A 13,822-nucleotide genomic window follows, 5' to 3' on the forward strand; every position below is an offset into this window, starting at 1 on the left:
CCCACAGCCTTCCAGACCGCCCCCCTCACCCACCGCAACCCCGCCCAACCCACCCCCTTGTTCCGGTCCTCACCCGCCCCTCTTCAGTTGTCCACACCCCCACCCTCGCCCAGGTGCCTCCACCCCTCCCCCTTCGATACCCTCCCCTTGAGGTCTGCCACTCGTTTTGTCCGGAATCTTCCCCCCGAGCCAGACCCTAGCCGGATTCACCGCACAAAGTTGCCCACAACCCCACCCCTGTGGACAACCCCCCTCCGACAATCCGATTGGTTCCCACCCTCCCCAACACTCTCCGCCCACGAAACCCCAAGAACCACAGACCCCAAAATGCAGCCCCCCGAATCAACCCTAGCGATTCGCCCCTACTGCAGTCGAGATAAGAACAGCCACCTGTGGACAACCCGCACAGAAAAGGCAGGCAGCACCTCGACAAGCTATCCGCAATCGACACAGCACAGAACTGAGCAACCCGTAGCAACCCATGCCTTCGGCAGACTAGACCGACCCTGCCAACCCACCCCGCGCGCCTCGAAACCCGCCGATCCCAACTGCCCGCTGGGGTGAAGTTGTTTTGTTTGGGGGAGGCGGTGGCCTAAGCCGGCAGGCGGGTAAGGCCACGCTTTCCAGTGGCCCCGCCTTTTAGCCTTACCCAGGCGACCGCACAGGGGCCCCAAACAAAACAACTGCACCCCAGCGGGCACCCCTGCATTATCTGGCGCAATCCAGCGGCGTCGCCGAAGGCGACAAGCAGTCCCCCGAGGCGCAGCCGAGGCCCAGAAACGCCACAAGGGCGGCCCCCCTCCCAGGGAGCCGCCCTCGCAACACACAACCTACTCGCCGGCAGCCGAGTCGGAATCACCCGTGGAAGTGGACATCTCCACCGGAAGGGAGTCCGGAACCCGCGTCGGCTTCGGCTCGGCGCGGAAGGTGAAGTGGGCCTTGTCGGCCGTCCCCTCCTCACCGTCCCAGCCCTCGACGTCGGTGATGATGATCTGCCCCGGCTCGATCTCGCCGAACAGGATCTTCTCCGACAACTGGTCTTCGATCTCCCGCTGGATCGTCCGCCGCAGCGGGCGGGCGCCGAGCACCGGGTCGAACCCGCGCTTGGCGAGGAGTCGCTTCGCCCGGTCGGTGAGCTCGATGGCCATGTCCTTGTTCCGCAACTGCGTCTCCACCCGGGAGATCATCAGGTCGACCATCGTGATGATCTGCGCCTCGGTGAGCTGGTGGAAGACGATGATGTCGTCGATGCGGTTGAGGAACTCCGGCCGGAAGTGCTTCTTCAGCTCGTCGTTGACCTTGTTCTTCATCCGCTCGTAGTTCGAGCTCGTGTCGTTGCCCGAGGTGAACCCGAGCCCGACCGCCTTCGAGATGTCCTGGGTGCCCAGGTTCGAGGTGAAGATGATGACGGTGTTCTTGAAGTCCACCGTCCGGCCCTGGCCGTCGGTCAGGCGACCGTCTTCCAGCACCTGCAGGAGGGTGTTGTAGACCTCCTGGTGCGCCTTCTCGATCTCGTCGAACAGCACCACCGAGAACGGCTTGCGGCGCACCTTCTCGGTGAGCTGGCCGCCCTCCTCGTAACCGACGTACCCGGGGGGCGCGCCGAAGAGGCGGGACGCGGTGTAGCGGTCGTGGAACTCGCCCATGTCGATCTGGATCAGCGCGTCGTCCTCACCGAAGAGGAAGTTCGCCAGCGCGCGGGACAGCTCGGTCTTACCGACACCCGACGGCCCGGCGAAGATGAACGACCCCGACGGCCGCTTCGGGTCCTTCAACCCGGCGCGGGTGCGGCGGATCGCCTGGGAGACCGCCTTGACGGCGTCTTCCTGGCCGATGATCCGCTTGTGCAGCTCGTCTTCCATCCGCAGCAGCCGGGAGGTCTCCTCCTCGGTCAGCTTGAACACGGGGATGCCGGTCCAGTTGGCCAGGACCTCGGCGATCTGCTCGTCGTCGACCTCGGCGACGACGTCGAGGTCGCCGTCCTTCCACTGCTTCTCCCGCTCGGCCTTCTGGCCGAGCAACTGCTTCTCGTTGTCGCGGAGCTTCGCGGCGCGCTCGAAGTCCTGCGCGTCGATCGCGGACTCCTTCTCGCGGCGGACGTCGGCGATCTTCTCGTCGAACTCCCGCAGGTCCGGCGGCGCGGTCATCCGGCGGATGCGCATCCGGGCGCCCGCCTCGTCGATCAGGTCGATCGCCTTGTCCGGCAGGAACCGGTCGTTGATGTACCGGTCCGCCAGCGTCGCGGCGGCGACCAGGGCGGAGTCGGTGATGGTGACCCGGTGGTGCGCCTCGTACCGGTCGCGCAGGCCCTTGAGGATCTCGATCGTGTGCTCCAGGGACGGCTCACCGACCTGGATCGGCTGGAACCGGCGCTCCAGGGCGGGGTCCTTCTCCACGTACTTGCGGTACTCGTCCAGGGTGGTCGCGCCGATGGTCTGCAGCTCACCCCGCGCCAGCATCGGCTTGAGGATCGAGGCCGCGTCGATCGCGCCCTCGGCGGCACCCGCGCCGACGAGGGTGTGGATCTCGTCGATGAACAGGATGATGTCGCCGCGGGTCTTGATCTCCTTGAGCACCTTCTTCAGGCGCTCCTCGAAGTCACCGCGGTAGCGGGAACCGGCGACCAGGGAACCCAGGTCCAGGGTGTAGAGCTGCTTGTCCTTGAGCGTCTCGGGCACCTCGCCCTTGACGACCATCTGCGCCAGGCCCTCGACGACGGCGGTCTTACCCACGCCGGGCTCGCCGATCAGCACCGGGTTGTTCTTGGTGCGCCGCGACAGCACCTGCATGACCCGCTCGATTTCCTTGGTGCGACCGATCACCGGGTCCAGCTTGCCCTCGCGCGCGCTCGCGGTCAGGTTGCGGCCGAACTGGTCGAGCACCAGCGACGACGACGGGGTGCCCTCACCGCGACCACCCGTCTCGGTGGACTCCTTGCCGCCCTGCGAGTAGCCGGAGAGGAGCTGCAGCACCTGCTGGCGGACCCGGTTCAGGTCGGCGCCGAGCTTCACCAGGACCTGGGCGGCGACACCCTCGCCCTCGCGGATCAGCCCGAGCAGGATGTGCTCGGTCCCGATGTAGTTGTGCCCCAACTGCAGCGCCTCACGCAGCGACAGTTCGAGGACCTTCTTCGCCCGGGGTGTGAACGGGATGTGACCGGACGGGGCGTGCTGCCCCTGCCCGATGATCTCCTCCACCTGCTGCCGCACACCCTCGAGGGCGATCCCCAACGATTCGAGGGCTTTCGCCGCGACACCCTCGCCCTCGTGGATCAACCCAAGCAGGATGTGCTCGGTGCCAATGTAGTTGTGGTTGAGCATCCTGGCCTCTTCCTGAGCCAGAACGACCACCCGCCTCGCGCGGTCGGTGAACCTCTCGAACATTCGCCACTCCCTGACTGCTGCGCCGGCGGCCCTTGTCCACGTCCTTCGCGTGGAGTCAGCACCGTGAGACCACTGTAGTAGGCCCGACCCCGTCGTTCAGTGCCACTCGCGACGGGGACCCGGCCCGCGGTGATCCCTTCGTACTACCCAACGTGCGGCTACCCGCATGGATTCCACAAGACACAGCCTGTCCGCTGAGCGCGAACAAGGCCACCCGGGCGGGTGGCGGACGGCGGTTTGGCCGGGATCACACCCGCCACCGGGGCCGCCCCGGTAAGGTAAGGCATACCTCACCGACCGGGAGGCCCAGGAAGGAGGCGACCGTGCGGAGCAGCCTGTGCCTCCGTTGGGCGGATACCGGGGTCCGGTCGTGACCGCGAGCAGCACACTCACCGTGGCCGCGCGCGGCCGACGGGGTTTCCTCCAGGATTCACTCGCCCGGGTCAATCCGCGGCAGTCGCGCGCCGAGCTGCGGTTCGGTCTGCCGGACGACCGGTCCGGCTGGACGGGCTGCGACGAGTTCCTGCGCACCCCGGACGCGTTCACGCGGTGGCACGCGGGCCTGGCGTCCTGGCTGGTGGACCGGTACGCGGATTCCCCCGATCGGACCACCGCGGGCTACGTGATGACCTGGTACCTGTGGGTGCCCGGCTACCTGGCGAGCCTGCTGTTCCACCACGAGCGCCGGGTGCCTTCGCTGCGCCCGGCGGACCTGGCGTTCCGGATGGCGTCGCCGCGGCCGCACCCGGACGGCATCGCGGTGCTCTCACCGCGGTTCGCGTGCCTGCCGGACGACCCGGCGGCCGGGACGCCGGAGGCGACCGTGGTGCCCGACGAACGGGCCCTGGCGGCGTTGCTGCGCGGCCGGTTCGCCACGCACGCCGCCCGGTTCGTGGACGTCTACGGGCCGCAGGTGCGGTTGGGTCGCCGGATGCTGTGGGCGGCGGCGACCGACGTGCTGGACACGTCGCTGTGGCTGGCGGGCCGCTACGGCGGCGCGGAGGACGAGGGTGTGCTGGACGCGGCCCTGGTGCTCGGCGACGGCCCGGCCCCGTTCACCTCGGGGTCGACGCTGCGGCCGGTGCCGGACGGCACCTGGACCCGGCGGCGGGAGAGCTGCTGCTTCCACTACCTGCTCGCGGCCGGTCAGGGCACCTGCGAGTCGTGCCCCCGACTGGCCCGCAAACCGGGCGGCCCGAAAGCACTCGTTTCTCCCGGTGATTGCCAGACCGCATTCAGCGGATGAAACCGCGCACACCCGGGAATCTCTGGTGAATTCACCGACGGGACCCTGCGCCTTAACAAACGATCACCGAACGCGCAAGAGGCTGCCGTCCCTACCCAGCGGCGACATCTTTCCCACTGCCACATTCCCACCGCGCGGTCGATCAGGCCCGCTCGTTGTAAGCGTCGAGAACCTCGGAGGGGATTCGACCGCGGTCGGACACCTTCATGCCCTGCTTGCGGGCCCACTCCCGAATCGCCTGGTTCTGCTCGCGGTCGGCGGAGGCGGGGCGCGGCTGCCGACCGGGGACGGCTTTGGCCGCGAGGCGCTTGCGACCACCGGAACGGCGGGCGCGCTCGACGAAGTCGGCCAGGATGTCGCGCAGCTTCTCGGCATTGTCGCCGGACAGATCGATCTGGTACGACGCGCCGTCCAGCCCGAACTCGACGGTCTCCTCGGCCTCGGAACCATCGAGGTCGTCGACCAGCGAAACCGTGACCTTCTGCGCCATTGCGCCTCCTCCGGCGTGAAACCGCCTGCTCCCGCTACGGCAGCGTGGCGAATTACTTACCCGCAGCAGGCTAGCGCAAATCCAGCGGATTGCGTTAGTGCCTGATACCCGAACGGGTCATTCCGGTCGGACGAGCGGGAACAGGATCGTCTCCCGGATGCCGAGACCGGTGAGCGCCATCAACAGGCGATCAATGCCCATTCCCACCCCGCCCGACGGTGGCATTCCGTACTCCAACGCGCGCAGAAAGTCCTCATCGACGCGCATCGCCTCGTCATCACCGGCGGCGGCCAACCGGGACTGCGCCTCCAACCGTTCCCGTTCGACCACCGGGTCGACCAGTTCCGAGTACCCGGTCGCCAACTCGAACCCGCGCACGTACAGGTCCCACTTCTCGGCCACGCCGGGGGTACCGCGGTGCTGGCGGGTCAGCGGGGACGTCTCGACCGGGAAGTCGCGGACGAAGGTCGGGGCGTGCAAGGTGCCGCAGACCAGGTGCTCCCACAGCTCCTCGACCAGCTTGCCGTGCCCGAACTTGGGGTCGACGTCGAGCTCGCGGTCGGCGGCGTGCTTGCGCAGCAGGTCGACCGGGGTGTCCGGGGTGACCTCGTCGCCGAGCGCCTCGGACAGCGACCCGTACATGGTGATCGTGGTCCAGTCGCCGGACAGGTCGTACTCGGAGCCGTCGGCGAGGGTGACGACCCGGGTGCCGAAGACCGCGTCGGCGGCCTCCTGGATGAGCTGCCGGGTCATGACGGCGTTCGTGTCGTACGTGGCATACGCCTCGTAGTACTCGAGCATCGCGAACTCGGGCGAGTGCGACGAGTCGCTGCCCTCGTTGCGGAAGTTGCGGTTGATCTCGAAGACCTTCTCCAGGCCGCCGACAACGCACCGCTTGAGGTACAGCTCGGGGGCGATGCGCAGGAACAGGTCCATGTCCATCGCGTTGGAGCGGGTGACGAACGGGCGCGCGGTGGCGCCGCCGTGCATGGTCTGCAGCATCGGGGTCTCGACCTCGAGGAAACCCCGGTTGTGGAAGCTCTCCCGCAGCGACCGGACCACCCCGGCGCGGGCGCGCACGGTGTCGCGGGCGCGCGGTCGCAGGATCAGGTCGACGTAGCGCTGCCGGATCCGGGTCTCCTCGGCCAGATCCTTGTGCGCGACCGGCAGCGGGCGCAGCGACTTGGCGGCCATCCGCCAGGAGTCGGCGAGCACGGACAGCTCACCGCGCCGGGAGGTGATCACCTCGCCCGCGATGAACACGTGGTCACCGAGGTCGACATCGGACTTCCAGGCGTCCAGGGCGTCCTGGCCGACGTTGTTGAGGCTCAGCATGGCCTGCAGCTCGGTGCCGTCGCCCTCGCGCAGCGTCGCGAAGCACAGCTTGCCGGTGTTGCGGATGAACATCACCCGCCCGGTGACCGCGACCCGCACGCCGGTGGCGACATCCGGCTCCAGGTCGACGTGCGCGGCGCGGACCTCGGCGAGCGAGTGCGTGCGGGGCAGTTCCACCGGGTACGGCTCGGCTCCGGCATCGAGCAGCCGCGCCCGCTTCTCCCGGCGGATCCGCATCTGCTCAGGCAGGTCGTCGCCGGTCGAGGGGTCGGTGGGCAGCTCGTCACTCATGGCGAAAAGGGTACGGAGAGCCGTGCGCAAGCCCCAAACGGGTATCCACAGGCCACCGGCGGGGAGGCGCGGACCGGCACCGATACCGTGATCACATGCACGATCCCGACTTGCACGCCCGGCGGGCCTCGTCGTTCGGCGACATCGCGTTCGCCTACGCCAGGCACCGGCCGCGCTACCCGGAAGAGGCCGTGGCCTGGGTGGTCGACGAGCACACCCGGGTGCTGGACCTGGCCGCCGGGACCGGGCAGCTCACCGACACGCTGCTCTCGTTCGGCCTGGAGGTCACGGCCGTCGAACCGGACGACAGGATGCGTGCCGAGCTGACCCGGCAGCTACCCGACGTACCCGCGCTCAACGGCACCGCCGACCACATCCCGGTGCCGGACGCCTCGTTCGACGTGGTCATCACCGGGCAGGCGTTCCACTGGTTCAACACACCCGAGGCGCTGACCGAGATCACCCGCGTGCTGCGACCCGGCGGGGTGTTCGCCGCGTTGTGGAACTACGACGACACATCCGTGCCGTGGCAGGCCCGGCTGGCGGAACTGTCCGAGACCACAGCGGACCGGGTCAACCAGCAGCGCAAGCAGATCCACATCCCGCGGCACGACTTGCTCGACGAGCCCGAGCAGCGGCAGTGGCCACACGCGCAGCGCCGCACAGTGGAGACGATGCTCGCCACCATCGCGACCGGCTCGCAGTTCCAGGTGATCGACGAGGCGGAGCGCACCCAGGTGATGGACCGGATGCGCACCTACCTGTGGTCCCAGCCGGAAACCGCCCAGGGCGAGTTCGACCGCCGTCTGATCACCAGCGTCGTCAAGGCCCACAGGCGTTAGCGGGCGTTGCGCTCGTAGACCAACCGCAGGCCGAGGAGGGTGAGGTCGGGGTGGTGGTGGTCGACGGTATCCGCCTCGTCGACCACCACGGGGGCCAGGCCGCCGGTCGCGATGACGGTGACCGGGCCGTCGTGGCCGGTGCGGGCCAGTTCGGCGGTGATCCGGCGGACCAGGCCGTCGACCTGACCGGCGAAGCCGTACATGATCCCGGACTGCAGGCACTCCACGGTGTTCTTGCCGATCACCGACCGCGGCCGGACCATCTCGACCTTGCGCAGCGCCGCCGCCTTGGCCGCGAGCGCGTCGACCGAGATCTCGATGCCGGGCATGAAGACGCCGCCGAGGAACTCGCCCCTGGCCGAGATGACGTCGATGTTCGTCGAGGTGCCGAAGTCGACCACCACGCAGGCGGTGCCGTACCGGTGGTGCGCGGCCAGCGTGTTGATGATCCGGTCCGGGCCGACCTCCTTGGGGTTGTCCACCAGCAGCGGAACCCCGGTCCGGACCCCCGGCTCGATGATCACCCGGTGCACGTCGGCGTAGTACCCGGCCAGCATCGCGCGCAGTTCGCGCAGCACCGCAGGGACCGTCGAGCAGGCCGCGACGCCGGTGATCTCGTCGGCGTGCGCGCCGAGCAGGCCGCGCGTGGTCCAGGCCAACTCGTCGGCGGTGTGCCGGGCGTCGGTGCGCAGCCGCACGTCGCGCACCAGGTCGGCGCCGTCCCAGACGCCGAGCGCGGTGTTCGTGTTGCCGACGTCGATGGTGAGCAGCACGCTCAGCCCTCGCTGGCCAGCAGCGCGTCGAGCTTGGCGGCGTCCGCGGTCTCGGCAGGCGGTTCGGCGGTGACCGCGCCGCTGAGCAGGCCGGACCCGGCGGGGGCCAAACCCGCGTCGGTGCCCTCGTGCCGGATCTTGTTCCGGCCGTCGACGAACACGACCTTCGGCCGGTGGCTCGCGGCCTCGGCGGCGTCCATCAGCCCGTAGGAGATCAGGATCACCAGGTCGCCCGGGTGCACCAGGTGCGCGGCGGCGCCGTTGATGCCGATCACGCCGCTGCCCCGCTCGCCCTCGATGACGTAGGTCTCCAGCCGGGCGCCGTTGGTGACGTCGACGATGGCCACCTGTTCGCCGGGCAGCAGGTCGGCGGCCTCCAGCAGCAGCGGGTCGATGGTCACCGAGCCGACGTAGTGCAGGTCGGCCTGGGTGACGGTGGCCCGGTGGATCTTGGACTTGAGCATCGTGCGCAACATCGCGGACCTTCCCTATCCGTGCGTTCCGAGGTCGGCGCCGCCGAGCGGCAGGCCGATGTTGTCGATGAGCCGGGTGCCGCCGATCTTGGCGGCCACCAGCAGCCGGGCCTCGCCGCGTTCGGGGGCGGGGCCGAGGTCGGTGCCGCGCAGCGCGAGGTAGTCGACCTGGAGCTCCGGGGTTCCGTCGAGGACGGTCCGCGCGGCGTCCAGCACGGCCCGCTCGCCCAGCGCGCCCGCGTGCGCCCCGGCGGTGAGGGCGGCGGACAGGGTGGTGGCGGCGGCGCGCTGGTCGTCGTCGAGGTAGGCGTTCCGAGAGGACATGGCGAGGCCGTCGCGCTCGCGGACCGTGGGGATCCCGATGACGTGCGGCTCCATGTCCAGGTCGCGCACCAACTGCTTGATGAGCACGAGCTGCTGGTAGTCCTTCTCGCCGAACAGCGCGTAGTCGGGGCGGACGATGTTGAACAGCTTCGCCACCACGGTCAGCACACCGGCGAAGTGCCCCGGCCGGACCGCGCCTTCGAGCTCGTCGCCGAGCGGTCCGGGGTGGACGGTGACCTGCGCGCCCGCCGGGTACAGCGCCTCCCGCTCCGGGGTGAACGCCAGCTCGACCCGCTCCTGCTCGCACACCGCGAGGTCCGCTGCCAACGGACGCGGGTAGCGCTCGAAGTCCTCGCCCGGCCCGAACTGCAGCGGGTTCACGAAGATCGACGCGACCAGCACGGTGTTCGGGATCCGCCGGGCCCGGCTCAACAGCTCCCGGTGGCCGTCGTGCAGCGCGCCCATGGTCGGCACGAACGCGATCTTGCGGCCGGTCGCCCGCAGCGCCCTGGTCACCTTGCCCAGTTCGGCGGGCGAGGTGTGCACGTGCAGCTTGCCGGGGGTGAAGCTGGGGTTCATCAGTTCTCTTCCTCGATGGCGGCCAGCACGTCGGGCGCGAGGTCGGGCCGCAACAGGCCCACCTCGGTCGCCCGGCTCACCGTGCGGGCGGCCAGGGCGCGGTACGTGGGCAACATCCGCGGCGCCCGCTCGCGCAGGACCTCGACGTGCCGGGCGACGGTCCCCGCGTCGCCCCGGGCGACCGGACCGGTGAGAGCGCGGTCGCCGTGGCGCAACGCGTTGTCCAGGGCGGCCGACAGCAGCGGGCCGAGCAGCCGCTCCGGGGTGCCGACACCCGCCTCGCGGAGCAGGTCCGCGCATTCGCCGACCAGGGTGACCAGGTGGTTCGCGCCGTGCGCCAACGCCGTGTGGTACAGCGGGCGGGCGGCGGCGGGAACGCGCACCGGCTCGGCGCCCATCTCCACGACCAGCGCCTCCGCCACGTTCCACGCGACCTCGTCGTCGTCCTGCGCGGTGACCCCGAAGCAGCACGCGGCGATCCGCTGCAGGTCTTCCTCGCGGCCGGTGAACGTCATAACCGGGTGCAACGCCAAACCCAGCGCGCCGTGCGCGATCGCCGGTTCAAGGACTTCCACGCCGTGCGCGCCACACGTGTGCACCACGATCTGCCCCGGCCGGAACGCGCCCGCGGCGGCCAACCCGCGGACCATGCCGGGCAGGGCGTCATCGGGGACGGCGAGCAACACCAGGTCAGCCGCGGCGGCGACCTCGTCCGGCGGCAACACGGCCGCGTCGGGCAGCAGCGATTCGGCGCGGCGCAACGACTCGCGGGACACGGCGGACACCGCGCGCACCGAGTGCCCCGCCCGGGACAACGCGGCCCCGAGTACGGCACCGACGCGCCCCGCGGACACGACCCCGACGGCCAACCGCGCGGGCCTGCTCATGACGGCTCCCTAGCCTCGTTCCAGTCCCGCATCGGCGCGGGTACCGGACGACGACGCGAGGGTATCCGCCGAACCGGGCACACGTGTGGCGCGGGTGACGCGCTTCACCGGGTCTCCCGCGCCACAGCCACCGCCCGCCGCCGCGACTCGCGCACCGCCCCGACCAACCGCGCCTCCCGCTCCGACGCGTCCGCACCGGCGGAACCACCCGCGACGGCGTGCCACAGGAACGCCAACTCGGTCACCGCCGACTGGTAGTCGTCGACGGCTTTGGCGGCCGCCTTGCCGGACTGGGCGCGCACCCGGTCCCGCCACTTCTTGCGGCCGGGCAGGCTGGCCAACAAGTCCACTTCGGACGGTACGACCAGGTTCGCCGCCACCATCGCGGGAAGACCGGCGGTCACGACCCGCTGCTCGCGCCTGCGCAGCCAGTGCACGAAGTAGACGACCACACCGAAGATGGGGACCATGACCAGGAAGTACACGCTGAGGAACGTGTTCGCGGTGCCCAACGTCGCCGTGGTGTTCCACAGGGCGTGCAACACGACGGCGGCCAGGTAACCGCCCAACGGCGCCAACACCCGCTTGGCCTTCGTGGCCGCCCCCGCCGCCAACCCGATCCCTATCCCCGTCATCGCCGTGAAAAGCGGGTGCGTGAACGGCGACAACACCCCGCGCAAGATGAACGCCGCCAACACCCCCGGCGACGAAGCACCCCCACCGAACCCGTACTCCGCGAACGCGCGCCCGAAGTAGTAGATGTTCTCGGTGAACGCGAACCCGGCCGCCACCAGCCCCGCGTACACGATCCCGTCGACAACACCGTCGAACTCCTCGCGCAAGAACAAGAAGACCCCGAGGACGAACGCCCCCTTCAACGCCTCTTCGAACAACGGCGCCGACACCATCGCGCTGATCTTGTCCCCCTGCCCCTTGCCCAGCAACAGGTCCCCCACCGCCTCCGCCGTGTTGTTGATCAGCAACGCGGTGATCGCCGCGACACAAGCGCCCCACCCGAACGCCAACCACAACCACCTCGCGGGCTCCGGCTCCCACCGATCGGCCCACAGGAAAGCCGCTACAACGGGCCCCACCGGCAACAACGCCCCGGCCACCCCCACCAGCTCGGCCACCACCCCCACCCGAGCCGTGCTCAACCCCAACAACACCAACCCACACCCGGCGAGCACCACCAAGGCCCCCACCGGAAGCAACACCGTAAGCCGCCGAGGCCACCGAGCCGCACCAGACACGACCAGTGATCCTAAGCCCGAACCGGACACCCCACCCGCCGCAGCACACCCCCAACTTCACCCATCTCAGCGACAGAAGTTATCCACAGGAGAACCCCTCCACCAACGCTCACAAGATCCACTGTCACCCCCTGCCGGTAGACTGGCATCGAGGGCTGCCCCCGGAGAGGGTGGGGGCCGCCTGGGGGGTGGTGGGGGCGGTTGGCAAGCAGTTGGGGTGGGTTCGCTCGATCGTGTGGTGATCGTCGGGTGGGGGATTTTGCTGCTGCGGGGCGGCATGAGGGGATTGCCGTCGGTCGTGAGGTGGTTGGGGCGGGGGCGGGCGGTCTCCTGGGTGGGAGCCGTAGCGGTGTTTCTCGAGTGCTGGTCGCGCGCTCCGGTGGCGCCGCCCGCGCGCTAGTCGTCGGTGCGGCGGCGGTGGCGGCGGGGGGTGGGGGCGGTGCCGTGAGCGGCGAGGAGTTCGCTGACGGACTTGCCGGTGGTGTGGGAGCCGGTGTCCTCGGGGCCGAGGGTTTCGTGCCAGGTGGGGGCACCCTCGGCGCGACGGCGGCGGCCGCCGGTGTCGTCGGGGGTGACCGGGGGGAAGGTGCCGGTGGGTGCGCGGCGGCGGCCGCCGGGCTCGGGGACGGGGGGGAGGCCGACCTCGGTGCGTTCGGCGGCGCGGCCGCGTTGGACGGAGCCGGGGGCGGGCATGTCGGTGACGGCGCCCGGGGTGTGCGCTCCGTGGGCGGGGCGGCGGGGGTCGTTGGTGGCGGGGCGCGGGTCGTTGGCCGACGAGCGGGGGGCTGTGCCCGGGGCGCGGGAATCCTGAGCGGCGTCGATCACACGGGAGTCGTGAGCGCCGGAGCGGGCATCGACACCGTTGTGACGGGGATCTTGCCCAGTCGCGCGGGAGTCCGCGGCGACGAAACGCGAATCGTGAGCACCGGGACGGGCATCCACACCGTCAAGACGAGGGTCTTGCCCAGCCGAACGAGAATCCGCAGCAAAACGCGAATCGTGGGCACCAGGACGGGCATCCACACCGTCAAGGCGGGGATCCTTACCAGCCGAACGAGAGTCGGCGGCAAAACGCGAATCGTGAGCGCCAGAGCGCGGATCTGCACCATCAAGGCGGGGGTCTTGGCCAGCCGTGCGGGAATCCGCGGCGAAACGGGAGTCGTGCGCGCCGGAACGGGAATCTGCACCGTCGAGGCGGGGGTCTTGGCCGGATGCGCGGGAATCCGCGGCAAAACGCGAATCATGAGCACCAGAACGGGAATCCGCGCCGTCAAGGCGGGGATCTTGGCCAGCCAAACGGGCATCAGCGGCAAAACGCGGATCGTGGGCGCCAGGACGGGAATCCGGGCCATCGAGGCGAGGGTCTTGGCCAGCCGAACGGGCATCCATGGCGACGGAACGCGGATCGTGGGTGCCAGAGCGGGAATCCGGGCCGTCAAGACGAGGGCCTTGGCCAGCCGCGCGGGAATCCGCGGCGAAACGGGAGTCGTGCGCGCCGGAACGGGAATCTGCACCGTCGAGGCGGGGGTCTTGGCCGGATGCGCGGGAGTCTGCGGCGGCGAGACGTGAGTCGTGAGCGCAGGGGCGGGGATCTGCACCGTCGTGGCGGGGGGCTTGGGCGGTGGCGCGGGCGACACGGGGGTCGTGGGGGCTGGGATCGGGGCGCGGAGGGCGGGGGTCCTGGGCGGGCACGCGCGGATCGTGGGGGGCTGGGCCGGGGCGGGAGACCTGAGCGGCTGCGCGGGAGTCGGGTCCGGCGGAACGCGCGGAGCGGGGGTCGACGCTCTCGGCGCGGGAAGCCGTGCCTGTCACGCGGGGATCGACTCGGGGAGAGCGAGGATCTTGGCCGGAGCGGGGGTCCGGACCACCTTGACCGGTGGCGCGTGCGGTGCGGGGGTCGACGTCGTCGGGGTGGGGGGTTCGGCGTGGGGACTGTGGGGGGCGGG

At 70.1% G+C, this 13,822-nt stretch carries 12 protein-coding genes; 2 read left to right on the forward strand and 10 right to left on the reverse strand.

Going from position 1 to position 13,822, the window contains the following annotated elements; genetic code table 11:
* Positions 1-830: 830 nt before the first annotated feature.
* Positions 831-3,383 (reverse strand): ATP-dependent Clp protease ATP-binding subunit, encoded by a 2,553-nt coding sequence (locus H504_RS0125355; protein WP_026425072.1) that lies wholly within the window; start codon positions 3,381-3,383, stop codon positions 831-833.
* A 370-nt stretch (positions 3,384-3,753) separates the two neighbouring features.
* Between H504_RS0125355 and H504_RS36930 the strand changes: the two genes are divergently transcribed.
* A complete protein-coding gene (locus H504_RS36930) occupies positions 3,754-4,629 on the forward strand; it encodes a (2Fe-2S)-binding protein (protein WP_157440624.1) in 876 nt (291 codons plus the stop codon).
* 142 nt (positions 4,630-4,771) lie between these two features.
* On the opposite strand, the gene H504_RS0125365 is transcribed toward H504_RS36930, so the two are convergent.
* Together H504_RS0125365 and lysS are read right to left on the reverse strand one after the other, a co-directional pair.
* The gene (locus H504_RS0125365) at positions 4,772-5,119 is read right to left on the reverse strand and encodes a histone-like nucleoid-structuring protein Lsr2 (RefSeq protein ID WP_026425073.1); all 348 of its coding nucleotides are present in this window, start codon (positions 5,117-5,119) and stop codon (positions 4,772-4,774) included.
* 117 nt (positions 5,120-5,236) lie between these two features.
* Positions 5,237-6,745, reverse strand: coding sequence for a lysine--tRNA ligase (lysS, locus tag H504_RS0125370; RefSeq protein WP_035306058.1), 1,509 nt, complete (start codon positions 6,743-6,745; stop codon positions 5,237-5,239).
* A 95-nt stretch (positions 6,746-6,840) separates the two neighbouring features.
* On the opposite strand from lysS, the gene H504_RS0125375 reads away from it, so the two are divergent.
* Positions 6,841-7,587, forward strand: a complete 747-nt coding sequence (locus H504_RS0125375; RefSeq protein WP_026425075.1) for a class I SAM-dependent methyltransferase — start codon at positions 6,841-6,843, stop codon at positions 7,585-7,587.
* Here the strand turns inward: H504_RS0125375 and H504_RS0125380 are convergent.
* From H504_RS0125380 to H504_RS0125415, 7 genes are all read right to left on the reverse strand, one after another.
* Entirely contained in the window at positions 7,584-8,360 is a 777-nt protein-coding gene (locus tag H504_RS0125380; RefSeq protein ID WP_026425076.1) for a type III pantothenate kinase, read from the reverse strand. The genes H504_RS0125375 and H504_RS0125380 overlap by 4 nt on opposite strands.
* Positions 8,361-8,362: 2 nt before the next feature.
* Positions 8,363-8,836 carry an aspartate 1-decarboxylase gene (gene panD, locus H504_RS0125385; protein ID WP_026425077.1) on the reverse strand — a complete coding sequence of 158 codons (474 nt, stop codon included), beginning with the start codon at positions 8,834-8,836 and terminating at the stop codon, positions 8,363-8,365.
* Positions 8,837-8,848: 12 nt separating this feature from the next.
* Positions 8,849-9,736: a pantoate--beta-alanine ligase gene (gene panC, locus H504_RS0125390; RefSeq protein ID WP_026425078.1), complete on the reverse strand. Its 888-nt coding sequence runs from the start codon at positions 9,734-9,736 to the stop codon at positions 8,849-8,851.
* Complete coding sequence (locus H504_RS0125395) at positions 9,736-10,623, reverse strand: Rossmann-like and DUF2520 domain-containing protein (RefSeq protein WP_026425079.1); 888 nt, start codon at positions 10,621-10,623, stop codon at positions 9,736-9,738. The genes panC and H504_RS0125395 overlap by 1 nt, the downstream gene beginning before the upstream one ends.
* Positions 10,624-10,727: 104 nt before the next feature.
* Entirely contained in the window at positions 10,728-11,840 is a 1,113-nt protein-coding gene (locus H504_RS0125400) for a PrsW family intramembrane metalloprotease (RefSeq protein ID WP_026425080.1), read from the reverse strand.
* A gap of 432 nt (positions 11,841-12,272) precedes the next feature.
* Positions 12,273-12,701 carry a hypothetical protein gene (locus tag H504_RS0125410; protein WP_026425081.1) on the reverse strand — a complete coding sequence of 143 codons (429 nt, stop codon included), beginning with the start codon at positions 12,699-12,701 and terminating at the stop codon, positions 12,273-12,275.
* Positions 12,698-13,474: a hypothetical protein gene (locus H504_RS0125415; RefSeq protein WP_157440625.1), complete on the reverse strand. Its 777-nt coding sequence runs from the start codon at positions 13,472-13,474 to the stop codon at positions 12,698-12,700. Before H504_RS0125415 ends, H504_RS0125410 begins: the two co-directional genes overlap by 4 nt.
* Positions 13,475-13,822: the final 348 nt, after the last annotated feature.

Source organism: Actinokineospora inagensis DSM 44258 (assembly GCF_000482865.1).
GTDB classification, from domain to species: domain Bacteria; phylum Actinomycetota; class Actinomycetes; order Mycobacteriales; family Pseudonocardiaceae; genus Actinokineospora; species Actinokineospora inagensis.